The organism is Blastococcus sp. HT6-4 (assembly GCF_039679125.1).
Classification (GTDB): Bacteria; Actinomycetota; Actinomycetes; order Mycobacteriales; family Geodermatophilaceae; genus Blastococcus; species Blastococcus montanus.
On the sequence record NZ_CP155551.1, the window covers coordinates 1193558 to 1217846 of the forward strand.

General features: G+C 74.3%; 25 protein-coding genes. 13 read left to right on the forward strand and 12 right to left on the reverse strand.

The window, feature by feature from the left end:
• Positions 1-25: 25 nt before the first annotated feature.
• Together ABDB74_RS05865 and ettA are read left to right on the forward strand one after the other, a co-directional pair.
• Entirely contained in the window at positions 26-553 is a 528-nt protein-coding gene (locus tag ABDB74_RS05865; RefSeq protein ID WP_346622481.1) for a single-stranded DNA-binding protein, read from the forward strand.
• A 101-nt stretch (positions 554-654) separates the two neighbouring features.
• Complete coding sequence (gene ettA, locus ABDB74_RS05870) at positions 655-2325, forward strand: energy-dependent translational throttle protein EttA (protein WP_346622482.1); 1671 nt, start codon at positions 655-657, stop codon at positions 2323-2325.
• Positions 2326-2341: 16 nt separating this feature from the next.
• On the opposite strand, the gene ABDB74_RS05875 is transcribed toward ettA, so the two are convergent.
• Complete coding sequence (locus ABDB74_RS05875) at positions 2342-2827, reverse strand: protein-tyrosine phosphatase family protein (RefSeq protein WP_346622483.1); 486 nt, start codon at positions 2825-2827, stop codon at positions 2342-2344.
• 68 nt (positions 2828-2895) lie between these two features.
• Here ABDB74_RS05875 and ABDB74_RS05880 point away from each other — a divergent pair, with 68 nt between their 5' ends.
• Positions 2896-3312, forward strand: a complete 417-nt coding sequence (locus ABDB74_RS05880; protein WP_346622484.1) for a thioesterase family protein — start codon at positions 2896-2898, stop codon at positions 3310-3312.
• Positions 3313-3450: 138 nt separating this feature from the next.
• Here ABDB74_RS05880 and ABDB74_RS05885 read toward each other — a convergent pair whose 3' ends face one another.
• The 9 genes from ABDB74_RS05885 to ABDB74_RS05925 form a co-directional block, all read right to left on the reverse strand.
• On the reverse strand, positions 3451-3987 hold the full coding sequence (locus ABDB74_RS05885; protein ID WP_346622485.1) for an MOSC domain-containing protein: 537 nt from the start codon (positions 3985-3987) through the stop codon (positions 3451-3453).
• Positions 3988-4002: 15 nt separating this feature from the next.
• Positions 4003-4653 (reverse strand): energy-coupling factor transporter transmembrane protein EcfT, encoded by a 651-nt coding sequence (locus ABDB74_RS05890; protein WP_346622487.1) that lies wholly within the window; start codon positions 4651-4653, stop codon positions 4003-4005.
• Positions 4650-5384 (reverse strand): ATP-binding cassette domain-containing protein, encoded by a 735-nt coding sequence (locus ABDB74_RS05895; RefSeq protein ID WP_346622489.1) that lies wholly within the window; start codon positions 5382-5384, stop codon positions 4650-4652. The genes ABDB74_RS05890 and ABDB74_RS05895 overlap by 4 nt, the downstream gene beginning before the upstream one ends.
• Positions 5381-5995, reverse strand: a complete 615-nt coding sequence (locus tag ABDB74_RS05900) for a biotin transporter BioY (protein WP_346622491.1) — start codon at positions 5993-5995, stop codon at positions 5381-5383. Before ABDB74_RS05900 ends, ABDB74_RS05895 begins: the two co-directional genes overlap by 4 nt.
• A 52-nt stretch (positions 5996-6047) precedes the next feature.
• Positions 6048-7637: a glycoside hydrolase family 13 protein gene (locus ABDB74_RS05905; protein WP_346622492.1), complete on the reverse strand. Its 1590-nt coding sequence runs from the start codon at positions 7635-7637 to the stop codon at positions 6048-6050.
• A gap of 163 nt (positions 7638-7800) precedes the next feature.
• On the reverse strand, positions 7801-8199 hold the full coding sequence (locus tag ABDB74_RS05910; RefSeq protein WP_346622494.1) for a globin: 399 nt from the start codon (positions 8197-8199) through the stop codon (positions 7801-7803).
• Positions 8196-9503, reverse strand: a complete 1308-nt coding sequence (locus tag ABDB74_RS05915) for an MFS transporter (RefSeq protein ID WP_346623857.1) — start codon at positions 9501-9503, stop codon at positions 8196-8198. The genes ABDB74_RS05910 and ABDB74_RS05915 overlap by 4 nt, the downstream gene beginning before the upstream one ends.
• On the reverse strand, positions 9500-10507 hold the full coding sequence (locus ABDB74_RS05920; RefSeq protein WP_346622496.1) for a mechanosensitive ion channel family protein: 1008 nt from the start codon (positions 10505-10507) through the stop codon (positions 9500-9502). Before ABDB74_RS05920 ends, ABDB74_RS05915 begins: the two co-directional genes overlap by 4 nt.
• A gap of 78 nt (positions 10508-10585) precedes the next feature.
• Entirely contained in the window at positions 10586-12655 is a 2070-nt protein-coding gene (locus tag ABDB74_RS05925; protein WP_346622498.1) for a prolyl oligopeptidase family serine peptidase, read from the reverse strand.
• Between the two features lie 219 nt (positions 12656-12874).
• On the opposite strand from ABDB74_RS05925, the gene ABDB74_RS05930 reads away from it, so the two are divergent.
• From ABDB74_RS05930 to ABDB74_RS05960, 7 genes are all read left to right on the forward strand, one after another.
• Positions 12875-13402: an HNH endonuclease gene (locus ABDB74_RS05930; RefSeq protein WP_346622500.1), complete on the forward strand. Its 528-nt coding sequence runs from the start codon at positions 12875-12877 to the stop codon at positions 13400-13402.
• Positions 13399-14262: an SCO6745 family protein gene (locus tag ABDB74_RS05935; protein ID WP_346622502.1), complete on the forward strand. Its 864-nt coding sequence runs from the start codon at positions 13399-13401 to the stop codon at positions 14260-14262. The genes ABDB74_RS05930 and ABDB74_RS05935 overlap by 4 nt, the downstream gene beginning before the upstream one ends.
• Before the next feature lie 258 nt (positions 14263-14520).
• Positions 14521-15654, forward strand: a complete 1134-nt coding sequence (locus ABDB74_RS05940) for a hypothetical protein (RefSeq protein WP_346622504.1) — start codon at positions 14521-14523, stop codon at positions 15652-15654.
• Entirely contained in the window at positions 15642-16274 is a 633-nt protein-coding gene (locus ABDB74_RS05945; RefSeq protein WP_346622505.1) for a class F sortase, read from the forward strand. Before ABDB74_RS05940 ends, ABDB74_RS05945 begins: the two co-directional genes overlap by 13 nt.
• A gap of 109 nt (positions 16275-16383) precedes the next feature.
• Positions 16384-17817: an amidase gene (locus ABDB74_RS05950; RefSeq protein WP_346622507.1), complete on the forward strand. Its 1434-nt coding sequence runs from the start codon at positions 16384-16386 to the stop codon at positions 17815-17817.
• Positions 17818-17847: 30 nt separating this feature from the next.
• Entirely contained in the window at positions 17848-18267 is a 420-nt protein-coding gene (locus tag ABDB74_RS05955) for a hypothetical protein (protein WP_346622508.1), read from the forward strand.
• A gap of 54 nt (positions 18268-18321) precedes the next feature.
• Entirely contained in the window at positions 18322-18780 is a 459-nt protein-coding gene (locus tag ABDB74_RS05960; RefSeq protein WP_346622510.1) for a DUF5130 family protein, read from the forward strand.
• A gap of 87 nt (positions 18781-18867) precedes the next feature.
• Here ABDB74_RS05960 and pepN read toward each other — a convergent pair whose 3' ends face one another.
• Positions 18868-21420, reverse strand: a complete 2553-nt coding sequence (pepN, locus tag ABDB74_RS05965) for an aminopeptidase N (protein WP_346622512.1) — start codon at positions 21418-21420, stop codon at positions 18868-18870.
• Between the two features lie 144 nt (positions 21421-21564).
• Here pepN and ABDB74_RS05970 point away from each other — a divergent pair, with 144 nt between their 5' ends.
• A complete protein-coding gene (locus ABDB74_RS05970) occupies positions 21565-22230 on the forward strand; it encodes a DsbA family protein (RefSeq protein WP_346622513.1) in 666 nt (221 codons plus the stop codon).
• 44 nt (positions 22231-22274) lie between these two features.
• Positions 22275-23036 carry an SDR family oxidoreductase gene (locus ABDB74_RS05975; RefSeq protein WP_346622515.1) on the forward strand — a complete coding sequence of 254 codons (762 nt, stop codon included), beginning with the start codon at positions 22275-22277 and terminating at the stop codon, positions 23034-23036.
• A gap of 9 nt (positions 23037-23045) precedes the next feature.
• On the opposite strand, the gene ABDB74_RS05980 is transcribed toward ABDB74_RS05975, so the two are convergent.
• On the reverse strand, positions 23046-23720 hold the full coding sequence (locus ABDB74_RS05980) for a DUF429 domain-containing protein (RefSeq protein WP_346622516.1): 675 nt from the start codon (positions 23718-23720) through the stop codon (positions 23046-23048).
• 25 nt (positions 23721-23745) lie between these two features.
• Between ABDB74_RS05980 and ABDB74_RS05985 the strand changes: the two genes are divergently transcribed.
• Positions 23746-24237 (forward strand): ribose-5-phosphate isomerase, encoded by a 492-nt coding sequence (locus ABDB74_RS05985; protein ID WP_346622518.1) that lies wholly within the window; start codon positions 23746-23748, stop codon positions 24235-24237.
• Positions 24238-24289 lie beyond the last annotated feature (52 nt).

Here is a 24289-nt window from a genome sequence, read left to right on the forward strand (position 1 = left end):
TCCGGCGCAGCCCCTGAGGAGCACCGTGAACGACACCCTGGTCACCGTCGTCGGCAACGTCGTCGATTCACCCCGCCGCGTCAGCCTGCAGAGCGGCGCCGTCACCAACTTCCGCATGGCCTCCACGTCCCGCCGGTACGACGCCGCGCGCGAGGAGTTCGTGGACAGCGGCACCTTCTGGGTCGACGTCGAGTGCTGGGGCGCGCTGAGCGGCAACGTCTCAGCCAGCCTCAGCAAGGGCGACCCGGTCGTCGTGCACGGGGCGCTGACCACCCAGAGCTGGGAGTCCGACGCCGGCCCGCGCAGCAAGCCGCGCATCAAGGCGTTCGCCGTCGGGCCGAACCTGCAGAAGGGGCGGTCGCTGTTCACGCGGGACAAGAGCGCCCGCAGCGGCGAGGAGGGCGGGACCGCGCCCGCCCCGGACCGCGCCGGTGAGCCGGACTTCCCGGCCGCCGACGACGAGCTGCGTGCCGGCCGGGACTACCTGGGCACCGACGAGACGTTGGACCCCGTGGACACCGACGACCTCTCCCGGGAGCCCGCGCACGCGTAGTTGCCCGGGCTGGGAGGATCGGAGGTTGAGAACGCCTGGGGGCGGGCCGGGCATCGGCCGGCCCGCCCCCGCTCGCGACCGACGGAAGGCTCCGAAGCCCAGTGGCTCAGTACATCTACTCCATGGTCCGTGCGCGCAAGGCGCACGGCGACAAGGTCATCCTGGACGACGTCACGCTGGCGTTCCTGCCCGGCGCGAAGATCGGCGTGGTCGGCCCGAACGGCGCGGGCAAGTCCACCGTCCTGAAGATCATGGCCGGCCTGGAGCACGCCTCCAACGGTGAGGCGGTCCTCTCGCCGGGCTACTCGGTCGGCATGCTGCAGCAGGAGCCGCCGCTGAACGAGGAGCTCGACGTCCGCGGCAACGTCGAGGAGGCGGTCAAGCCGCTGCGCGACGCGCTGACCCGCTTCGAGGAGGTCAGCGCGGCGATGGGTGAGCCCGACGCCGACTTCGACGCGCTGATGGCCGAGCAGGGCGAGCTCATGGAGGTCATCGAGAACGCCGACGGCTGGGAGCTCGACGCCCGCATCGAGCAGGCCATGGACGCGCTGCGCTGCCCGCCCGGCGACGCCGACGTGACCGTGCTCTCCGGTGGTGAGCGCCGCCGCGTCGCGCTGTGCCGGCTGCTGCTCGAGGCGCCCGACCTCCTGCTGCTCGACGAGCCCACCAACCACCTGGACGCCGAGAGCGTCGCGTGGCTGGAGCAGCACCTGGAAAAGTACGCCGGCACCGTCGTCGCCGTCACCCACGACCGGTACTTCCTGGACAACGTCGCCGAGTGGATCCTGGAGCTCGACCGGGGCCGCGCCTACCCCTACGAGGGCAACTACTCCACCTACCTGGAGACGAAGCAGACCCGTCTCAAGGTCGAGGGCGCCAAGGACGCGAAGCGGCAGAAGCGCCTCAAGGAGGAGCTGGAGTGGGTCCGCTCCGGCGCCAAGGCCCGCCAGGCCAAGAGCAAGGCGCGGCTGGCCCGCTACGAGGAGATGGCCGCGGAGGCCGACAAGTTCCGGAAGCTGGACTTCGAGGAGATCCAGATCCCGCCGGGCCCGCGCCTGGGCAACGTCGTCGTCGAGGCGAAGGGGCTGACCAAGGGCTTCGGCGACCGCGTGCTGATCGACGACCTGTCGTTCACCCTGCCGCGCAACGGGATCGTCGGCGTCGTGGGCCCCAACGGCGCCGGCAAGACCACGCTGTTCAAGATGCTGGTCGGCGAGGAGAAGCCCGACGACGGCGACATCAAGGTCGGCGAGACGGTCAAGCTCTCCTACGTCGAGCAGAACCGCAGCGGCATCGACCCGAAGAAGACGCTGTGGGACGTCGTCTCCGACGGTCTCGACCACATCAAGGTCGGCAACGTCGAGATGCCCTCGCGCGCCTACGTGGCGGCGTTCGGGTTCAAGGGGCCCGACCAGCAGAAGCCGGCCGGCGTCCTGTCCGGGGGTGAGCGCAACCGACTGAACCTGGCCCTCACGTTGAAGCAGGGCGGCAACCTGCTGCTGCTCGACGAGCCGACCAACGACCTCGACGTCGAGACCCTGACCAGCCTCGAGGGCGCGCTGCTGGAGTTCCCCGGCTGCGCCGTCGTCGTCAGCCACGACCGGTGGTTCCTCGACCGGGTGGCGACGCACATCCTTGCCTACGAGGGCGACTCGAAGTGGTTCTGGTTCGAGGGCAACTTCGACGACTACGAGAAGAACAAGGTCGAGCGGCTGGGACCGGATGCCGCGCGTCCGCACCGCGCTACCTACCGCAAGCTCACCCGGGACTAGCAGCTCTTCGAGCACGTCACCGCCGATGGCTGGACGGAGCGCCCGCTCCGCGCCGGCCATCGGCGTCCGGGTCACCGGCGAAGCGCTCGACGAACCGTCGCTGCCCCGGCGTCTCCACGGCCCGGGGCCGGTAGTGCCGGCGGACGTGGGCCACCGCCTCGTCGGCAGGCAACCCGTCCAGGACGGCGAGGCAGGCCAGAGCCGTCCCGGTGCGCCCCGTTCCGCCGCGGCAGGCGACCTCCACCCGCTCGCCGGCGGCGCGCTGCCAGGCCGTGCGCAGCGCGTCGGCAGCCGCGGCCGGTTCGCGGGGCGGCCGGAAGTCCGGCCACCGCACCCACCGGCTCTCCCAGGTGACCGGCCGGGGTGGCCGGCCGAGCAGGTAGAGCCCGAACCGGGGGAGGGGACCGGCGGGCAGCGGCGCCCGGAGCGCCCGACCGCGCACGAGCCGGCCGGACGGCAGCGCCAGCACTCCCGGCGCAGCGGCGTCCCACGGCTCGGTCACGTCGGGAGCCTAGGGATGGTTCGCGGGCCCCGTCCCGGTGCGCGGACCCGATGCGGCAGGGTGGCGGCGTGAGGCACACGGTGCACGTCCCCATGCGCTGGTCGGACATGGACGCCTACCAGCACATCAACAACGTCGCCTTCCTCGGCTACTTCGAGATGGCGCGGGTCAACCTCTTCTTCGAGCAGCCGACGCACGACGCGGAGACCGGGATGCGGCGCGGCCTGGTCGTCGCGTCGCACGAGATCGCCTACAAGCGCTCGGTGGTCTACGACGCCGACCCGCTGGAGGTGCAGGTCTGGGTGTCCGGCATCCGCGCCGCCGCATTCACCTGCCACTACGAGCTCTTCGACCACGGGGCGCTCGCCGTCACCGGGAGCACGCTGCTCGTGCCGTTCGACTTCGCGCTGAACCGGCCGCGCCGGCTCACCGCCGAGGAGAAGGAGTTCCTCGCCCGCTGGGCCGACGAGCCGACCGCGGCCTGACCGCCCTGGGTCAGGGCTGGTCGGGCAGGATCAGGGAGTCTGCGGACAGTCTGTCTCTGCCCACCACGGTGGGGCAGAGACAGACTGCCGTCGCCATCCCTCAGCCACCCGGCCGCCCGGGCGACCGCGGCCGCGTGCTCAGCCGGTGACGATCCTGGGCACCGGGCGGTCAGCGCCGGTCGGCGCGCCCCGCCGGGCGGCCTCCTCGTCGGGAACCAGCCGCACCGGCGCCCCCTCGGCCACCAGCGCCCCGCCGAACACCGCCGCGTTGATCCCGCCCCGGTGCACCATCGCCTTCACCAGCTTCAGCCCGGTCAGCCGCTCCAGGTGGGTGCACGGCGGGCAGCGCTTCATCCCGAACAGCAGCGCGTCACCGACCGCGAACCACCGGCCCACCAGCGAGGGGAGCTCGATCCCGCCGGTCACCAGGTTGCGGCGGGTGTCCCCGGTCGAGAGCCCGGCGCCCACCTCGGCGGCGACCGCGGCCACGTCGGCGCGGTCGATCAGCGTCAGCTGCTTCTCCAGGTCGGGGTACTGCGCCCACGTCCCGCCGCCGAGCGCATAGCGGTCGCCGTCCAGGCCGACACCGGCCACCAGCCGGGCCGACGGCAGCCGGCGCATGGGTCCCGCGGCCCGCGGGGTCGACCAGATCTCCAGCAGCGAGCCGGTGTCCATCGGCGCCTCCACGGGTCAGGCGGCGGTGGCGCGGGAACGCCGGGCCGGGGGGACGTCGTCGGCGCCGCGGGCGTCGAGCGCCTCGCTCACGGTGTGCGCCATCTGCAGCAACTGCACGAGCAACGGCGTCACCGTCGTCCGCAGGCCGCGCACCCCGCGGGCCGAGCCGCCCCGCGCGGCCTGCGCCTCGCGGATCCGGTCGGCGCGCTCGGCCAGCACCGGGATGAACCGCAGCGCCATCGAGATCACCAGCCCGATCCGCGCGGGCCGGACACCGACGAGCCGCAGCGGCGCGCACAGCCGCTCGATGACGGCCACCATCTCCGTCACCCGCGTCGTCGCGGTCACCACGGCGGCGGCGAGCACCAGCGCGAGCAGCCGCGTGACGGTGAGCACGGCGGTGGACACGTCACTGAACAGCGCGTGGAAGACGAACAGGCCGAGCAGCCACCACCGCACCGTCCGCGCCTGCCGGGCCAGCGTCCCGACCGGCAGCCGGGCCACCCCGACCCCGACGGCGAGGACGCCGAGCAGCACGGCGCCGGCCACCGGGAGCTCCGGCACGGCGAACATCAGCACCGCCAGCGCGGCGAGGGCCAGCAGCTTCCACCCCGCGGGCACCCGGTGGACGGCGCTGCGCCGCGGCACGTACAGCGCGAGGGTCATCGCCGCTCCATCAGGGCGCGGTAGGCGGCGACCGACGACGCGGGCCCACCGTCGGCCACCACCCGGCCGCCGTCGATGACCAGGACCCGGTCGAACCCGTCGAGCAGGTCGAGCTGGTGGGTCACCACGACCACCTGCTGCTCGAGCTCGTCGATCACCCGCGCGACGCGCCGGGCGTTGACCAGGTCGAGCAGCGTCGTCGGCTCGTCGAACACGACGCGGGCCGGGCGCATCACCAGCACGCCGGCGATGGCCAGCAGCTGCTTCTGCCCACCCGAGAGCAGGTGCGCCGGGTGGTCGGCGTGCCCGGTCAGGCCGTAGCGCGCCAGCACCTCGGCCACCCGCTCGGCCCGCTCGCCGGCGGGCACCCCCTGGTTCTCCAGCCCGTAGGCGGCGTCCTCGGCCACCGTCGGGTGCACGATCTGGGCGTCCGGGTCCTGGAACACGAACCCCACCCGCCGCCGGATCTCGCGCACCTGCGTGCGCGTGTCCAGCCCGTCGACCAGCACCTGCCCGACGGTGGGGACGACGAGGCCGTTCAGGAGCCGCGCGAAGGTGCTCTTCCCCGAGCCGTTGGCGCCGACGACGCCGATGCGCGCCTCGGTCAGCTGCAGGTCCAGGTCGGTGAGCACCGGCCGGTCACCGTAGCGGTGCGCGACCCCCCGCAGCTCGATGCCGCGGGCGGGGTCGGCGACCGCGTCGGCCCGTGCCTCCGGCCTGCGGAACCTCACCGGTCGGCGAGCGCCCGCTGCGGTCGGTCGATCACCGGGTAGCTGCGGCGCACCTGAGCCGCGATCGCAGCGGCGATGAACGCCTTGACCGCGTCACCGGGGAGGAACGGCAGGGCCCCGGAGACGATCGCCTCGCCGAGGGACAGGTTGGCGACGGCGGCCAGCACGGGCACGCCGATCAGGTAGACGACGACCATGCCGCCGACGATGTTGAACAGCACGCCCCACGCCACGTTGTAGCGGGCCCAGAACCGCTCGGTCAGCCAACCGATGACGAACGCCGCGATCGGCCAGCTGAACAGGTAACCGGCCGTCGGGCCGGCGAAGACGGCCAGACCGCCGGAGCCGCTGGCCAGCAGGGGCAGCCCGATCGCCACGAGCACCAGGAACAGCAGCACCGCCAGGAAGCCGCGCCGGGCCCCCAGGACGCTGCCGGCCAGCATCACGCCGAGGGTCTGCGCGGTGATCGGCACCGGGCCGATCTGGATCGCGGGGAGCGTCCCCAGCACGGCGATGATCGCCGCGAAGAGGGCGACGTAGGCGAGGTCCCGGGTCTTCATGTTCAGCTCCTGCGGTGCGCCGTCGGGAAGGCGCCGCCGGCCCGGCGTCACCTGCGGCACGGTACCCGAGCGCCGGAGGGCGCCCGGGCACCGGGCGATCCGGTCAGGCGTGCAGCCACACCGCGGTGTCGTCGGGCACCGTGCCGTCGTCCACCGGGGCGCTGCCGAGCAGCACCCGGCCCTCGGGCACCGGCACCGGCGCCCCGGAGAGGTTGACCAGGCAGACCAGCCCGCCCGGACGGCGGAAGGCGACGCAACCGTCGGGTGCCTGTAACCACTGCACGCTCTCCCCGGCGAAGACGGGCGAGGAGGCGCGCAGCTCGAGCGCGGCTCGGTACAGCGACAGCATCGAACCGTCCTCGGTGCGCTGCGCCTCGGCCGTGAGCGAGGCCCAGCCGTCGGGCATGGGCAGCCAGGTGTCGGCCCCGGACGAGAAGCCGTAGGAGGGCTCGGTGCCCGACCAGGGCACCGGGATGCGGCACGCATCGCGCCCGCGCTCGGTGCCGCCCGAGCGGAACCACATCGGGTCCTGCAGCACGTGGTCGGGCAGGTCGACGTCGGGCATCCCGAGCTCGTCACCGTTGTAGAGGTAGGCCGCGCCGGGCAGTGCCAGCTGCAGCAGGGCCGCCGCCCGGGCCCGGCGGGTGCCGAGCGCGCCGCCGCCGTAGCGGGTGACGTGCCGGGGCCGGTCGTGGTTCGACAGCACCCAGCACGCCGGCGCCGGGGTGCCCTCCACGGCAGCCAGCGAGTGGGTGATCGCGTCCCGCAGGCCGTCCGGCGTCCACTCGGCGGTGAGCAGCTTGAAGTTGAAGGCCAGCTGCAGCTCGTCCTCGCGGAGGTACTGCGCCAGCCGCTCGTCGTCGGAGACCCAGACCTCGCCCACGGCCATCGTGCCGGGGTACTCGTCGATGACCGCCCGGATGCGGCGGTGCACCACGTGCACGCCGTCCTGGTCGAACCGGTGGTCGCCGGGGCCGTGGTCGTCGAGCAGGCCGGTGTCGTCCATCGGCACCATGTCGGGCAGCCCGTCGGGCTTGGCCATGCCGTGGGCGACGTCGATCCGGAAGCCGTCCACCCCCCGGTCGAGCCAGAACCGCATGGTCTCCTCGAGGTCGGCGACCACCTCGGGATTGCCGAAGTTCAGGTCGGGCTGCTCGGGCGCGAAGATGTGCAGGTACCACTGCCCGTCGGGCACGCGGGTCCACGCCGGCCCGCCGAACACCGACGGCCAGTTGTTCGGCGGCTCGCTGCCGTCGGGGCCGCGACCGTCGCGGAACAGGTAGCGCGCCCGCTCCGGGGAGCCCGGGCCGGCGGCCAGCGCCGCCTGGAACCACTCGTGGTCGTGCGAGCTGTGGTTGGGCACCAGGTCGACGGTCACCCGGATGCCCAGGGCGTGCGCCTCGGCCAGCAGCGCGTCGAACTCCGCGAGGTCGCCGAACACCGGCTCGACGTCCCGCGGGTCGGCGACGTCGTAGCCGTGGTCGGCCATCGGCGAGGGGTAGAACGGCGTGATCCACAGCGCGTCCACGCCGAGGTCGGCCAGGTGCGGCAGCCGCGACCGGATGCCGGCCAGGTCGCCGACGCCGTCGCCGTTGCCGTCGGCGAAGCTGCGGATGTAGATCTGGTAGAAGACCGCGTTCCGCCACCAGTCGGTGTCGGTGGGGGACAGGGTGCGGTTCGGCTCCGGGCTCACCGGGCTCCTCGGGTGCTCTCGTGGACGTTCGGGGATGCGGCCGCTGTGGGGGTGGTCCTCGTGCGCGGGGGTCCGGCAGGACCCGTGAGCACGAGCAGGGCCCCCGGAGCGGGCCGCGGGGGCCGCGCGGGGGCTGCGACGGGTGGGCAGAGTGCCCGGCGGGTCAGCGGTTCTGCATGCTGTGCGCCGCCATCTCCAGGTAACCCCAGAGCGTGGCGTCCTGCTGCGGGGGCAGGTCGAGCGAGTCGACGGCGTCGCGCATGTGCGACAGCCACGCGTCGCGCTCGGCGGGTCCGATGGCGAAGGGGGCGTGCCGCATCCGCAGCCGCGGGTGCCCGCGCTCCTGGGAGTAGGTCGTTGGCCCGCCCCAGTACTGCTCGAGGAACCCGCGCAGGCGGGTCTCGGCGCCCTCCCAGTCGTCCTGCGGGTAGAGCGGTGCGAGCACCGGGTCGGTGCGGACGGCGGCGTAGAACCGGGAGACCAGCCGGCGGAAGGTCGGCTCGCCCCCGACCTCGTCGTAGAAGGTCCGCGCCGACGGCAGGGACCGCCTCGACTCGCTCATGCCCCGGATGCTCCCTCAGCGTCGACCGTGGCGCGCGCCTGGTTGCGCGTGCGCCGATAGGCCACCAGCGCCGGGGCGACCGCGATCATTCCGAGGCAGCCGGAGAGCGCGACCACCGTGCCGGGCGCGAGCACCTCGGCGGCCAGCCCCGCGGCGACGGCGCCCAGGCCCTGCACGCCGGCCAGCCCGCTGGCCGCGACGCCGAACGCGCGTCCGCGGAACGGTCCCGGGACGGCCTGCACGAAGGCCACGTTCAGCGGGATCGTCCAGGCCGCACCGAGCCCGGAGACGAACAGCATCGCCACCAGCACCCAGAACGGCACCGCACCGGGGCCCGCCAGCGCCGCGACGAGCCCACCCACGAGGACGGGGGCCAGCGACACGAGCACGAGCGGGGCCACGAGCCGCTCCCGTCGCGCCGGCGACACCAGCCGGGCGATGACCAGCCCGCCGATGGTGACGCCCAGCGGATTGGCGGCCAGCAGCACGCCGATCGCCGTCGTCCCCTGGCCCAGGGAGTCGACCAGCGGGGCGGCGATGCCCTCGGTGGCGTACACGAACCCCGTCGTCACCCACAGGACGCCGACGATCGCGAGCAGCCGCGGGCTGGAGCGGATGAACCGCAGGCCCGCCGTCGTGTCCCGCCAGAGGGATCCCGGTTGCCCGCCCTCACCGGCCGGCGCCGGACGCCGCTCCAGCCGCGCCCACAGCCAGACGGCGGAGACCACGAACGTGGCCGAGTCGACCAGCAGCGCCGCCGACGGGTTCAGCACGGCCACCAGCGCACCACCGGCCAGGAAGCCGCCGACCTGGGCCAGCTGCAGCGTGATCCCGGTGAGCGAGGTGGCGACGGCGTACCGGTCGCCGTCGAGCACGTCGGCCATGAGCGCCGAGCGGGCGGACTCGAACGGTGGCGCGCACAGGCCCACCACGAAGAGCAGGGCGAGCAGCACCGGCAGCGGCATCCCGGGGACGGCCATCACCGCCACCAGGGCCGCCCGGGCGGCGTCGGTGGCGATCAGCACCCGGTGCCGGGGCAGCCGGTCGGCCAGGGTCGACAGCAGCGGCCCGCCGATGAGCCAGGGCAGGTGGCCGATCGCGAAGGTCAGCGCGGCCAGCAGGGGCGAGGAGGTGCGGTTGTAGACGAGGACGGTGAGCGCCACGCGGGCCAGCTCGTCGCCGGCCGCGGAGAGCAGGAAGGTGCCGAAGAGCGGGCGGAACTCCCGGACGGCGAAGACCTCGCCGAACGTGGCCTGCCGCAGCGGCGCGCCCTCGGGGAGTCCCTCCGGCGCGGTTCCGCTCAGCGGGGCCCCGTCCCGGACGCCGAGACGCTGCCGAGGAGCGGGATCGGGGTGCGGATGCCCTCGGCGACGAAGCGTTCCTTCAGCCGCATGCGCAGCTCCCGGCCGACCCGCCACTGGTCGGCGTTCGTCGTGCGCACGGTCAGCCGCAGGAACACGCCCTCGGAGGTGATCTGCTCGACGCCGAGCGACTCCGGCTCGGCCAGCAGGACGCCGGCCCACTCCGGCTCGGCGTACACCGCGTCGGCGACCTCCTGCATCACCGTGCGGCACCGCTCGAGGTCGGTGTCGTGGGCCACCGGCATGTCGATGACCACCTGGGCGTACCCCTGGCTCTTGTTGCCGACCCGGAGGATCTCGCCGTTCCGGACGTACCAGACCACGCCGTTGATGTCGCGCAGCCGCGTGATGCGCAGGCCCACCCCCTCCACGGTGCCCGTGGCCTCGCCCAGGTCGACGACGTCGCCGACGCCGTACTGGTCCTCCAGGATGATCCCGATCCCGGCGATGAAGTCCTTGATCAGGTTCTGCGCGCCGAAGCCGAGGGCCACACCGACGACTCCCGCGCTGGCCACGATCGGGGCCAGGTTGATGCCCAGCTCGCCCAGGACGAGGACGACGGCGATGCCCACGATCACGATGGAGGCGAAGCTGCGCAGCACCGAGCCGATCGCCTCGGCCCGCTGGGTGCGCCGGGCCGCGACCTGGTCGACGACGTCGCCGTGCTGGGGCACCCGGTTGCGCAGCGGCCGCAGGATGGTGGGCATCGCGCCCGTCGCCGTGCGGTCGGTCAGGCGGTCGATGGCGCGGTGGGCCAGCCGTCGCGCGACGGCCGCGACCACGACGATCAGCAGGATCTGCGCCGGTGCGGCGACGAGCATGCGGGCGTTCTCCGCCAGCCAGTCCAGGCCCGACCAGTCGTAGACCTTCTGGCAGAGCCAGTAGTCGGCGCAGTCGACGACGGACGTCTCGTCGTCGGCGGCGAGCACCGTGAGTAATCTGCTCATTACCGAAATACTCTCAGCTGGGGGTGACGGTGTCAGCCCATCCCACCACGCGTGTTCATCTGATCACGCTCGGCATCCTCAGTCGGTGAGTCCGGTGTGTGCGGCCAGGAACGCCAGCTGGTCGGCCGCCAGGGCGACGGTCCGGCTCACCGCCCGTGCCCCGTGCCCCACGGACACCTCCCGGCGCAGCACGACCGGCGCGTCCGAGGAGGTCGCGTGCTGCAGGGCGGCGGCCAGCTTCCGCCCGTGCAGGGGATCCACCCGGGTGTCGGACTCGAAGGTCGTGAACAGCACCGCGGGGTAGGCCGTCCCCTCGCGCACCGCGTGGTAGGGCGAGTAGCCCAGCAGCCAGCCGAGCTCGACCGGGTCGTCGGCGCTGCCGTACTCGTCGTTCCAGGTCCGGCCGAGCCCGAAGCGCTCGTACCGCACCATGTCCAGCAGCGGGGCGCTGCAGACGACGGCGGCGGCGAGGTCCGGGCGCTGGGTCAGCGTGGCGCCGACCAGCAGGCCGCCGTTGGAGCCGCCCATCACCGCGAGCTGCCGGTGCGTCGTCCAGCCCTGGGCCACCAGGTGCTCCCCGGCGGCGGCGAAGTCGTCGAAGACGTTCTGCTTGCGCTCGCGCATCCCGGCGCGGTGCCACTCCTCGCCGTGCTCCGAGCCGCCGCGCAGGTTGGCCACCACCCAGACCCCGCCCGCGGCCACCCACGCCAGGGCCTGCGCCGTGTACCCCGGGGTGAGCGCGACGTTGAACCCGCCGTAGCCGTAGAGCACCGCCGGCCGCGGGCGGTCGGGGGCGCCGGTGCCGGAGAGCACGAACAGGTGCACCGGCGTCCCGTCCGCCGACGTCGCGTGCGTCTCGACGACGGTGACCGCCGGCACCTGCCCGGCGACGTCGGCCCGCTCCCAGGAGGTCAGCGCGCCGGCCGAGGTGGCGTCCCAGCGCAGCACCGACGGCGGGGTGGCGTAGTCGGTGTAGCCGACCCAGGCGCTGGTGCCGCCCTCGGGCGGGGCGCTGACCCCGGAGACGCTGCCCGATCCGCCCAGCTGCACGTCGCCGATCCGGCCGCTGCCGTCCCCGGCCCAGAGCGACAGCCGGTCGGTGGCGTCCACGGCGTGCACGGCGAGCACCTGCAGGGCCCCGTCGGCCCCGTCGACCAGGGCCAGGTCGGAGAGCACGGCGCCCTCCTGCTCGGGGACGACGGCGCGCCACCGCTCCGGCGCCCACGTGGCGGGGTCGGCGGGATCGGCGACGGCGAGCCGCCAGCGGGGGGCGTCGCGGTCGGACAGCAGCCACAACCGCCCGTCGCGGGCCACCCAGGCGGCGGTCTGCGCGTCCACGCCGATCTGCAGGTCGCGCAGGGCGCCGTCCCCGGTGAGGTCGGCCAGCCAGACGTCGTCGCGGGGGGCGGTGCCCACCGACCGGGAGACGACCAGCCAGCGGCCGTCGCGGCTGGTGCGCACGCCGAAGTAGCTGGCCGGGTCGCTGCCCTCGCCGTGGACGAGGACGTCGTCGTCGGGCGGCGTGCCGACCCGGTGACGCCAGACCCGCCGGTGGAACTGCTCCTCGCCGGCGGGTACGAGGTCGGGGGCCAGCCGGCGGACGTAGAACAGCTCGTCGCCGCCGGGCAGCCAGCCGACGGGGGAGTAGCGGCACCGGTCGATCGGCCCGTCGAGCAGCTCGCCGGTGCCGACGTCGAGCACGTACAGGCGCGACTCCTCGTCGCCGCCGGTGGAGAGCTGGTAGGCGAGCCGGTCGCCCTCCCAGGACGGCGACCACGCGTCGAGCGTCGTCGTCCCCTCCGGGTCCAGCGCCATGGGGTCGACCAGCACCCGGATGCTGCCGTCGGCCTCCCGGACGCGCAGCACCGCGTGCTCCTGCCCGGGGTCGCGGCGGGTGGAGAAGGCGCGCCCGCCCCGCCACACGGGGAGCCCCACGGCGCCGGCGCGCACGAGCTCGCCGAGGCGGGCGGCGAACCGCTCGCGCATCGGCAGTGCGGAGAGCACTTCCGTGGCCAGCGCGTCCTGGGCCTGCGACCACTCCTGCGTGCGGGGGTCGGACGGGTCCTCGAGCCAGCGGTACGGATCGGCGACCCGGTGGCCGTGGAGGTCGTCGACGAGGTCCAGGCGCGGGGCCTCCGGGTAGCGCATGCCCGGCACGCTAGTCGGCGCCGGGGACAGCGAGCCGGGACCGGACGGATTTCGAGTGCGCCAACCCGGCGATCGCGGGTCAGAATGGGGCAGCCCGCGGGTCGTCCAGCCCCGGCGGTCCGGGGCGTCCGGAGGTGATCCGTGCCGCGTTCCGCGCCCGGGTCGACGTCGGCGGGTCACCCAGGCCCGCGGCGCGACCCCGTCCCGCCGCTCGTCCCCGTGCCCGCCACCGCCACCACCGGCGCGACGCTGCTGCTCAACGCCACGTACGAGCCGTTGTGCGTGGTCTCCAGCCGCCGGGCGATCGTCCTGGTCCTCGCCGCGAAGGCCGAGGCGGTCGACGTCACCGCCGACGTCTGCCACGCCGAGACCCTGAGCCTGCCGGTGCCCGTCGTCGTCCGCCTCACGCGGTACGTGCGGGTGCCGTACCCGGCGTCGGTGCCGCTCTCGCGGCGGGCGGTGTTCACCCGCGACGGGCAGACCTGCGTCTACTGCGGCGGGTCGGCCACCAGCATCGACCACGTGGTGCCGCGCAGCCGGGGCGGCACGCACACCTGGGACAACGTCGTCGCGGCCTGCCGTCGGTGCAACCACACCAAGGCGGACCGCTCCCTGGCCGAGCTGGGCTGGAAGCTGCCGCACCCGCCGAGCACGCCGAGCGGGGCCGCCTGGCGGCTGCTCGGGCACCGGACGGTCGACCCGCGCTGGCGGGAGTGGCTGGGGATGCCGGAGAGCGTCAGCGCATGACGTCTCCCGCGACCGCCCGCCGGCTGTGGGCGCTCGCCGAGCCGTTCCACGCGCTCACGTACTTCGCCGACGAGGCGCAGGCCGCCTTCGCGGCGGCCGGGCTGCGCGGGTTCTGGGCGGGCTACTTCGCCGGCCGGGCCGCACCCCTGGGCGCGGTCGGGGCGGAGGTCGTGGCCGCGACGTTCGTCAACTTCTCGCCGGACTTCGTCGCCCGCCGGGTGCCCGGCGTCTGGGCCGACGCCTCCCCGGCCGACGCGCTGCAGGCGCGGCTGGACGGCGTCGACGCGGCGGTCCGGCGGGTCCTGGGGGACGGCTGGACGTCCTCGCCCGATGCGGTCGAGGCGATGGAGCTGGCCGCGGCCGCGGCGGCCGCGGTCGACCTTCCCGGGCGGCCGCTGGCCGCCGCGAACAGTGCGGTGGCGGTGCCCGGGGAACCGCACCTGGTGCTGTGGCAGGCGCTCACCACGCTGCGCGAGCACCGTGGCGACGGGCACACCGTCGCGCTGGTGCAGCGGGAGATCGACGGCGTGCAGGCCCACGTGCTCGCCGCGGCCGCCGGGCGGTCCGACCGGGCGTGGCTGCAGAAGGCCCGGGGCTGGGACGACGCCGCCTGGGGCGACGGCGTCGCGGCGCTCACCGAGCGCGGCCGGCTGGCCGACGGGGAGCTGACCGCCGAGGGGCTGGCCGTGGTCGCCGCGGTGGAGGCCGACACCGACCGGCTGGCGCTGGCGCCGTGGCGTGCGCTCGGGGACCGCGGCTGCGACCGGCTCGCCGAGCTCCTGGTGCCGGTGCGCCGCGCCGTCGTCTCCGCGGGCGCCTGGCCGGCCGGCAACCCGATCGGTGTCCCCGAGCCAGGGTGATCCCGGGTGCCCGGCATGGCGAAGTGTGAGGTCGAACCGCCGATACGACGCTGACATCTGACAGTCGACCACACTGCCGGCGCCCACTGCATGTCAAGAGACGATGAAAGCGAGCTGGCCCCACATCACACGTCGGTCACGGACCGCCACATCTGACCCGTGCGGTCGTGATGTACGTAGAGGAACTGGGTGGTCGCGTTACGTTGCCGCGGCAGCCAGCGCCGCTGGGGCGCTGCGGTCGCCGGAAGGTGTCCTCCCATGTCCAGCACCACTTCGTCCCGTCGGCGCCAGGTGCAGCGCCTGGCCCTCACCGGCGTCGGGTCCGCGGTCCTCCTCGTCGGGATCGCCCCCGCCGCCGTCGCCGCGACCGACGTCACCATCCCGCTCGAGCCCCTCGAGGTCGAGCTGGGCGCCTTCCCGGTCGAGAACCTCGGCGCGATGGACCCCATGGCCGACCCGGCCACCGCGCCCGCCGTGACCCCCGTCCCGGTCCAGTACAGCGGCACGATCACCGTTGCGCTGCCCACGGAGCTCGACGACTCCGCCGTGGAGGCCGCGCTGACCTTCGACGACGACGGCGACGGCAACCCTGACGTGATCTACGCCTCCAACCCGACGGGGACCGAGCTCCCCCTGACGATCAGCGGCGCGGGCACCGGCACCATCACGGTCACCCTGCCCGCCGACGACAGCGTGGGCGTCGATGCCGGCACGCTGTTCCTCGAGCCGCTCACCACGGACCCGGCGGACCTGTCCCCTGCCTTCACCTACTACGACCCGGTGTTCTACGAGCTCGGGTTCGACGCCTCCGCGCCCGTCGCGCAGAACGTCGCGCCCGAGCTGGTCGCGATCTCGCAGGTGCCCTGCGCCATCTCGTCCGCCACGTCCTGCCCGGTGCCGGTGACCGCCGGCTCGACCGTCACGCTGGACCTGACCGCCGCTTCGGTGCTGCGGGAGCTGGACCTCACCGACCTGACCGGTGTTCTGGTCGGCCTGCAGGCGCTCGACGCCAACGGCGACGCCGTCGGTGCGGCAGTGCCGCTGGCGGTCCAGGTCAGCGGCTCGGCGGCGACCTTCGTGCTGCCGGCCGGCACCACCGCCGGCTCCTACGGTCTCGTCGTCGCGCAGCCGACCCCGGCCGGCGGCGTCTCGGTCGTCGCTGTGGAGCTCACCGTGGCCGCTGCGACCGTCGTCGCCCCGCCGGCGGCTCAGCCGGTGGTCAACGACGGGCTGCGCTCGAACACCGGGGTGGAGGCGGTCGAGGCCGGTTCCACCGGAACCGCCGCGGTGACCGCCGGTGCCGGAATGCTGCTGCTCGCCGGCGTGGGTGGCGTGGCGGTCGCCCGCAACCGGCGCCGTCCGGTGGCCGAGGGCGGGACGTGCGACTCCTGACCCGGGTCGGCCGGCGCACCGCCGTCGCGGCGGTCGTCGCCCTCGGGATCACCGGGGGCACGCTGCTCGCCGTCGGCCTCGCCGACGGCGGGCAGCCGGCCGCGGCCACGCCGTCCGAGATCCCGCAGCCGGCGCTGCCGCCCGAGGGGGCCGTCCTCCCGGTGCCGTACTCGGACGTGCACGTGACGGTCCCGGCGCTGGACATGGACCTGCCGGTGCTCCCCCTGACCCCGCGCGGTGGGGCGATCAACCCACCCACCCTCACGGCCGCGTACTGGATCGAGCCCTACGGCGACCCGGTCGGCTCGGCCGAGCAGGCCGGCAACACGCTCTACCTCGCCGCGCACTCGACCGGGACCGGCGAGTACGGCTTCGACCCGCTGATGGCGGCCGACGGCGGGGGCAGCACGCTCGCCGCGGGGGACGTCGTCGAGGTCAGCACACCTGAGGGCACGGTCCGCTACACCGTGGAGCGCACGAAGCGCTACGCCAAGGGCGAGCTGCCCGGCGCCACGGAGGTGTGGGAGGCCTCGCCGGGGCGGTTGGTGCTGATCACCTGCTTCCAGCGCGGTGGTGGCCGGGCCTCCACCGAGAACCTCGTGGTGTTCGCCGAGTCCTGACCAGGCGATGCGGGGCGTGCGCCGGAGGCTCGCGCCCCGCGCGCCGGCCCTCGCCGGAGCAGGAGCACCGTCAGGGCCCGGTCCTGCACCCGGGACTAGCGTGCCGGGCGTGACCCAGCTGCACGACCTCACCGCGCTCGAGCAGGCAGCCGCCGTCCGGGCGAAGGAGGTGAGCCCGACCGAGCTCGTCGAGCACGCCCTGCGCCGCATCGACGCGTTCGACGCCGACCTCGGCGCCTTCGTCACCGTGACGCCCGAGCGGGCCCGCGCCGCCGCGTCGGCCGCCGAGGCACGGCTGCGGGAAGGCGGGGAGCTGCCGCCGTTCCTGGGCGTCCCGACCGCGATCAAGGACCTCAACAACACCGCCGGCGTCCGGACGACGTTCGGCTCCGCCGCGCTCGCCGACTTCGTCCCCGCGGTCGACGACGCCGTCGTCACCCGGCTGGCCGCCGCCGGGACGATCAGCGTGGGCAAGACGAACACCCCGGAGTTCGGCTTCCCCTGCTACACCGACAACGAGCTGGTCGGCCCCGCCCGCTGCCCGTGGGATCCCTCGCGGCTGGCCGGTGGCTCCAGCGGGGGAGCCGCGGTCGCCGTGGCCGCCGGCTTCGTGCCGTTCGCCCAGGGCAGTGACGGCGGCGGCTCGGTCCGCATCCCGGCGAGCATCAACGGCCTGGTCGGCATCAAGCCCACCCGTGGCCGGATCAGCAACGCCCCGTACGGCAGCGAGGTGACCGGGCTGGGCACCAGCGGGCCGCTGGCCCGCACCGTGCGGGACGCCGCCGCGATGCTCGACGCGATGGCCGGCCCGGAGATCGGCGACCCGTTCTGGGCCCCGCCGCTGCCGCCGGGGGAGAGCTTCCTCGGGTGGGCCGACCGGGAGCCCGGCCGGCTGCGGATCGGGCGGTACACCGAGTCGGCGGTGCCCGGGACGGACCTCGATCCGGAGGTCGGCGAGGCGTTCGACGACGCGGCCCGGCTGCTGGAGGGGCTGGGGCACACCGTCGAGGATGTGCCGGCCGGTCTGCTGGACCCCGCGGTGCTGCCGTCCTTCGAGCGGGCCTGGGCGCTGGGTGCCACCACGCTGCCCGTGCCCGCCGACCGGGTCGACCGGTTGCGGCCGCTCACCCGGTGGATGCGCGACCGCGGGCTGGCGCTCTCGGCACGGGACGCGATGCAGGCGATGTTCGCGCTGCGGCAGTTCTCCCGGCAGTTCCTGCAGGCCACCGCCGGCTTCGACGTGCTGCTCGCGCCCGTGCTCACCATGACGCCGCGGCCGATCGGCTGGTTCGGCCTCGACGGGGAGGGCGGGCCGGACTTCGAGCGGCAGAAACGCTATGCCGCCTTCACCGCCCTGTTCAACGCCACCGGGCAGCCGGCGGTCAGCGTCCCGCTGCACTGGACGGCCGACGACCTGCCCGTCGGCACCATGCTCGTCGGCCGCCCGGCCGACGAGGCGACGCTCGTGTCGCTGTCGGCCCAACTGGAGGTCGCCCGGCCCTGGGCCCGACGCCACCCCGCCGTCTGGGCCATGAGCGGATGAACGCGGCGGGTCCCCGGTAAGTTGTCCTTCGTGTTCGACGCTGAGTGGTACCTCGTCTTCGCCGGCATCCCTCTGGCCATCATCGCCGTGCTGGCGCTGCTGACGCTCCGGCCGGGCAAGGATCGGCGTCCCCGCTACAAGCCGGGTCAGCCCTGGGAGTACGACCCGGTCTGGTACGAGCCGCACCCCGCGCACACGGGGGAGGACGCGCACGACCCGGCACCGGCCCACGGGCCCGCCGCCGTCCCCGGCAGCGGCACCGCGGCGCTGGGCTCGTCGATGTACCCGGAGCAGCCGAGCGAGCGTGCCCTGGACGCCGAGCGTGGTACCGGCCCGTCGCTCGCCACCGGCACCACCGGTGCCGGTGCCGGCCAGCCCCGCGGTGGTGCCACCGCCGCCCGCATCCCGCAGCACGCCGGCCCGCTCGGCGGCGCCCGCGGGACCTGGTGACGGCGCCCCGGTGACCCAGTCCGACGTTCCGACCACCACCTCCGGAGACCGGCGATGACCCGCCCCCTCGACACCCAGTCCCACGACACCGCGACGAACTACACCCTCCCCTCGCGCACCGAGGTGGCCCGGCCGCTGGACGAGGTGTTCAGCTACCGGGAGCTCGCGCGTCTCGACGAGGCACTCACCATGTCCTCCCGCGAGACGGGGCTGCGCTTCACGCTCTACATCGGCGAGCTGCGCACGCCCACCCGCACGCACGCCGAGGAGCTGCACGCCCGGTCCGGTGCCAACCCGACCGACGCGGTGCTGATCGCCGTCTCGCCCGGTCAACGGGTGGTGGAGGTCGTCACCGGCGCCGGTGCCTCCCGCCGGCTGCCCGACCGCGCCTGCGCGCTCGCCGTCCTCTCCATGACCAGCGCGTTCAGCGCCGGTGACCTGGTGGGCGGCATCGTCAACGGGCTGCGCCAGCTCTCCGACCAGGCGGGGCACCCCTCGGGGCTGCGCCCCTGACGGACGCCGCCCGGGACGCCGGGCCGGACACGACGGAGCCCCCTCCACCAGGCGGTGGAGGGGGCTCCGTCGTGTGCGGGGCCGGGCTCAGCCGGCCGCGTCGGCGTCCCGTTCCCGGGCTCGGAGCGCCCGGGCGATGCCGTCCCGGCCCTCGAACACCAGCCGGCGCAGCGCCGGCGGCTGCTCGGCGTCGGAGAGCCAGGCGTCCGCGGCCGCGATGGTGCGCGGCTCGACCACCGGCGGGAACAGGTACTGGACGGCGTTCTTCGCGATCTCACCGGGACGCCGCTCCCACACCGGGCGCACCTCGGCGAAGTAGCGGTCCACGTATCCGGCGGTGAGCTCGCGCTGGGCGGAGTGCCAGAAGCCCTGCAGCATCGCCTCGTGGACGGCGTTGGGGAGCGTCTCGTCGGTGAACGCCCGCTCCCAGGTCTCCTCCTTCGACTTCGCCGTCGGACGCAGGGCCCGGGCCGTGGCCGCCCGCCGGATCCCGGTGGCGGTGGCGTCCCGCTCGGCCTCGGCGTCGATCTCCGCGTCGCCCGCCGCGCCGATCGCGACCAGTCCGTGCAGGAAGGCCCAGCGGGCGTCGGCGTCGACCGTGAGGCCCGGCACCGTGCGCGAACCGTCCAGCAGGCCGCGCAGCGCGTCGGCGTGCTCCTCGGTGCGGGCCGCGCTGGCGAGGGTGCGCGACCACAGCAGCTGCTGGTCGCTCCCGGCCGGGGCGGAGTCCATGGCCGCGAGGGCGTGGTCGCCCAGCTGCGCCCAGCCGGTCGGCGCCCACGACGGGTCGGCGTAGGAGGACAGCGCGGCCTGCACCCGCGCGAGGAGCGACTGGATGACGCTGCTCTCGCTCTCGGCCCCCACGCCGGCCAGCACCAGCTGCACCCACTCGCGGGCGGGGAGCTCGGCGTCGCGGGTCATGTCCCAGGCCGCCGACCAGCAGAGCGCCCGGGCCAGCGGGTCGGGGATGGCGCCGATCCGGGTGCGCAGCGTCGCCAGTGAGCGCTCGTCGAGCCGCAGCTTGGCGTAGGTGAGGTCGTCGTCGTTGACCAGCACCAGGTCGGCGGCCGGGTGACCGGCCAGCTCGGGCACATCGGTGCGGGCGCCGGCCACGTCGAGCTCCACGCGGTGGGTGCGGGTCAGGCCCTCGGGCCCCTCGCTGTAGAGGCCGACGGCCAGCCGGTGGTTGCGCAGCACCGGGTGCTCGGCCACGGCGGTCTGCTCGATGGCGAAGCGGGCGTAGCGGCCGTCGTCGGTGAGCTCGTACACCGGGCGCAGGGTGTTGACCTGGCTGGTGCGCAGCCACTGGTCGGCCCACTCCGAGAGGTCGCGCCCGGAGCTCTCCGACAGCGGGCCGAGCAGGTCGGCCAGCGTCGTGTTGCCGTACTCGTGGCGGCGGAAGTAGCGCTGCACCCCGGCCAGGAACTCCTCCCGGCCGACGTAGGCCACCAGCTGCTTGAGCACCGAGGCGCCCTTGGCGTAGGTGATGCCGTCGAAGTTCACCTCGACCGCGGCGACGTCGGGGATGTCGGCGGCGATCGGGTGGGTGGAGGGGAGCTGGTCCTGGGCGTAGGCCCAGGCCTTCTCCGTGTTGGCGAACGTCGTCCACGCGGTCGTGTACTCGGTCGCCTCGGCCTGGCACAGGGTGCTGATGTAGGTGGCGAAGGACTCGTTGAGCCACAGGTCGTCCCACCAGCGCATGGTCACGAGGTCGCCGAACCACATGTGGCCGAGCTCGTGCAGGATCGTCTCCGCACGGCGCTCGTAGCGGGCGCGGCTCACCTTCGACCGAAAGACGTAGTCCTCGAGGAAGGTGACCGCGCCGGCGTTCTCCATCGCACCGGCGTTGAACTCGGGGACGAACAGCTGGTCGTACTTGTCGAACGGGTACGGGTAGTCGAACACCCGGTGGTAGAAGTCGAAGCCCTGCTTGGTGACCCGGAACAGCTCGTCGGCGTCGAGGTACTGCGCCAGCGAGGCACGGCAGTACAGCCCCAGCGGGATGCCCTCGTGCAGGTCGGTGACCTTCGCGTAGGGGCCGGCGATGAGCGCCACCAGGTAGGTGGAGATGCGCTTGGTCGGCGCGAAGTGGGCCAGCTGCGAGCCGCCGGCCCCGGCCTCGATGGTGCGGTCGCCGGTGTTGGAGATGACCTGCCAGTCGAACGGTGCGGTGACGTGCAGGGTGAAGGTCGCCTTGAGGTCGGGCTGGTCGAAGCAGGTGAACATCCGCTTGGCGTCGGCCGGCTCGAACTGCGTGTAGAGGTAGACCTGCCCGTCCTCCGGGTCGAGGAAGCGGTGCAGCCCCTCCCCGCTGTTGGTGTAGCGGCAGTCGGCCGTCACCACCAGCGTGTTGGTCTCCGCGAGGCCGGACAGCGATAGGCCGCCCTCCTCGGTGTAGGCGGTCACGTCCAGCTCGGTGCCGTTGAGCGTCGCGGAGTGCACGCGCTCGGCGACCAGGTCGATGAAGGTCTCCGCGCCCGGCCGGCGGCAGGTGAACTCGACGGTCGTGGCCGAGCGGAACGTGTGCTCGCCGGGGTGGCCGGCGCCGTCGGTCACGTCGAGGGTGATGTCGTAGCTCTGGACGTCGAGAAGCTCGGCGCGCGCGGCGGCATCGGTGCGGGTCAGGTTGGGTACGGCCACTGCGGCAGCTTGTCATGCGGGGGTGACGGCCCGCCCGCCGTGCGCGGGGTGCTCCCGGGAACAAGCCGCCTCCCACCTGGCTTTCGAGCCACAAGAGACGGCCCCCGGGCGCACCTGCCCGGGCCACGGACGAGGAGCAACCGAATGACCGAGGCAGTGCAGAGCGCCCCCACCAGGGCCCGCGTCGACTTCTGGTTCGACCCGCTGTGCCCGTGGGCCTGGCTCACCAGCCGCTGGGTGCTCGAGGCCGCCAAGGTCCGCGACATCGACCTGCACTGGCACGTCATGTCGCTCGCGGTGCTCAACCGCGGCCGCGACCTGCCCGAGGACTACCAGGAGATGATGGAGCAGGCCTGGGGGCCGGTGCGGGTGGCGATCGCCGCCGCCCAGCAGCACGGCGACGAGGTGCTCGGTGACCTCTACACCGCCATGGGCACCCTCCGGCACCACGAGGGCCGCGAGCTGGCGGAGATCATCGCGCCGGCGCTCGAGCGGGTGGGGCTGCCCGCGGAGCTCGCCGCGGCGGCGCGGTCCACCGAGTACGACGAGGTGCTCGAGAAGAGCCACCACGCGGGCATGGACCCGGTCGGTGACGACGTCGGCACCCCGGTCATGCACATCGACGGGGTCGCCTTCTTCGGCCCGGTCATCAGCAAGGTGCCCACCGGTGAGGACGCCGGCCGGGCGTTCGACGGCGCCGTCCTGCTCGCCAACCTCCCCGACTTCTGGGAGCTCAAGCGCACCCGCACCTCCGGCCCGGACATGGACTCGGTCCCCGCCGACGCCCTGGAGCTCACCCGCTCGCGCTGATCGCCGGCGTGCCCGGCCGGTCCGGGGTGCGGCATCCTGTCGGGATGCCGCACCCCACACGTCAGCGCATCTTCATCTCCGGGGCCAGCTCCGGTCTGGGCGAGGGGATGGCCCGGACGTTCGCCGCCATGGGCCGCGACCTCGCGCTGTGCGCCCGCCGCGTCGAGCGGCTCGAGGCCCTGCAGGGGGAGCTGCGCGCTGCCCACCCGGGCATCCGGGTCGAGGTCGCGCCGATGGACGTCGACGACCCGGACTCGGTCGCGACGTCGTTCGCCGACCTGGCCGACCGGCTGGGCGGGTTCGACCGCGTGATCGTCAACGCCGGCATCGGCAAGGGCGCCTCGGTCGGCAGCGGCGGGGCGGCGGGCAACCGCGCGGTCCTGCACACCAACGTGCTCGGCTCCCACGCGCAGTGCGAGGCGGCGATGGAGCTGTTCCGCCGTCAGGGCATGGGCCACCTGGTGCTCATCTCGTCGGTGGCGTCGGTGCGGGGCATGCCCGGCAGCCGGACCGCCTACGGGGCCAGCAAGGCCGCGCTGAACGCGTTGGCCGAGGGGATCCGGTCGGACGTGTACGGCTCGCAGGTCGTCGTCTCCACCGTGCTGCCCGGCTACATCGCCACCGACATCAACGTCGGCCGCCGCGGGCCGCTCACCGTGGGGCTGGACAAGGGCGTCAAGGCGCTCGTCGAGGTCATCGAGCGCGAGCCCGTGCGCGGCTACGTGCCGGAGTGGCCGTGGCGGGCGGTCGCCGGTCTGCTGCGCGTCCTCCCGCTGTCGGTCGTCCGGCGGGTCACCGGTTCCTGAGCCGGGCGCTCACCAGCAGATCCGCATCGGCCGGCCCCGCGCGTCCCGGGTGCCGTCGCCCACCGAGCCCGCCGTCCCCTCGGCGATCCGCCGGGCCGACCACGCCGCCGCGCACGCGTCCAGGGCGTCGACCGCCGGCAGGTGGTCGGGGCCCACCGCGAGGGCGTCGAGCACGTCCATCACCGGCCCGAGCGCCCGGATCCGCTGTGCGAGCCCGCGTGCGGAGGCCTTGGGGGCGAGCACCCGGTCGTCCAGCTCGCGGAACGACAGCTCGGGATGCACCTCGTGCACCCGCGGATCCGAGGGGTCGCCGAGCGCGGTGTCCAGGTCGCGGATCGATCGCACGAGCGCGAAGGACTGCGCCGACAGCGAGCGGCCGCGGGACGCCTCCACCGACAGCCGCCGCGCCTCGGCGTAGTCGTCGGTGGCCAGCACGGCGCGGACCGGCGCCGGGAACACCGAGCCGGCGGCGCCCCGCCCGCGCAGGGCGTCACGCGCCGCGACGTCGCAGGCGCGGACGCCGTCGTCCGAGAGCCCGATCGGCATGTCGATCGCCACGACGTCCACCCCGGGGACGGCGAGCACGGCGGTCACGTCGTCGAGCGCCAGCAGCGTCACCGAGCGGCCGTCGAGCAGCGCACCCACCCAGCGTCCGCGCCAGCCGTCCACCCCCAGCACCGCCACGGGACGAGGCTGACAGAATTTCGCCATGCGCGTCTTCGTCGGAACCGACCACGCCGGCCTCGACTTCAAGGAGCACCTGAAGCAGGCGCTGACCGAGGCCGGGTACGAGCCGGTCGACTGCGGTGCGTTCGAGTACGACGCACAGGACGACTACCCGCCGTTCTGCTTCGAGGTGGGGGAGCGGACGGTCGCCGAGCCGGGCTCGCTCGGCGTGGTCATCGGCGGCTCGGGCAACGGCGAGCAGATGGCCGCCAACAAGGTGCCCGGGGTGCGGGCCGCCCTGGTGTGGAACACCGCCACCGCGCAGCTGGCGCGCCAGCACAACGACGCCAACGTCGTGTCGATCGGCGCCCGCCAGCACAGCGACGACGAGGCGACGGCGCTGGTGCTCGAGTTCCTGAAGACGCCGTTCAGCGAGGACGAGCGGCACGTGCGGCGGATCGGGCTGATCTCCGACTACGAGCGCGACCGGCACCGCCCGGCGGGTGGCCTGCCCACCCGCGAACGGCACCCCTGACGGCCCCGGACGCCGACGCCGTCCGCCGGTCGGCAGCCGCCGTCCGGGAACT

What these genes read in the sequence shown, in the direction of transcription:
- ABDB74_RS05885 (WP_346622485.1), bottom strand. Translation starts at nt 3,987, where the DNA reads ATGGACACCGGCTCGCTGCTGGAGATCTGGTCGACCCCGCGGGCCGCG.
- ABDB74_RS05890 (WP_346622487.1), bottom strand. Translation starts at nt 4,653, where the DNA reads ATGACCCTCGCGCTGTACGTGCCGCGGCGCAGCGCCGTCCACCGGGTG.
- ABDB74_RS05910 (WP_346622494.1), bottom strand. Translation starts at nt 8,199, where the DNA reads ATGAGCGAGTCGAGGCGGTCCCTGCCGTCGGCGCGGACCTTCTACGAC.
- ABDB74_RS05920 (WP_346622496.1), bottom strand. Translation starts at nt 10,507, where the DNA reads ATGAGCAGATTACTCACGGTGCTCGCCGCCGACGACGAGACGTCCGTC.
- ABDB74_RS05925 (WP_346622498.1), bottom strand. Translation starts at nt 12,655, where the DNA reads ATGCGCTACCCGGAGGCCCCGCGCCTGGACCTCGTCGACGACCTCCAC.
- ABDB74_RS05935 (WP_346622502.1), top strand. Translation starts at nt 13,399, where the DNA reads ATGACGTCTCCCGCGACCGCCCGCCGGCTGTGGGCGCTCGCCGAGCCG.
- ABDB74_RS05940 (WP_346622504.1), top strand. Translation starts at nt 14,521, where the DNA reads ATGTCCAGCACCACTTCGTCCCGTCGGCGCCAGGTGCAGCGCCTGGCC.
- ABDB74_RS05960 (WP_346622510.1), top strand. Translation starts at nt 18,322, where the DNA reads ATGACCCGCCCCCTCGACACCCAGTCCCACGACACCGCGACGAACTAC.
- ABDB74_RS05970 (WP_346622513.1), top strand. Translation starts at nt 21,565, where the DNA reads ATGACCGAGGCAGTGCAGAGCGCCCCCACCAGGGCCCGCGTCGACTTC.
- ABDB74_RS05975 (WP_346622515.1), top strand. Translation starts at nt 22,275, where the DNA reads ATGCCGCACCCCACACGTCAGCGCATCTTCATCTCCGGGGCCAGCTCC.
- ABDB74_RS05985 (WP_346622518.1), top strand. Translation starts at nt 23,746, where the DNA reads ATGCGCGTCTTCGTCGGAACCGACCACGCCGGCCTCGACTTCAAGGAG.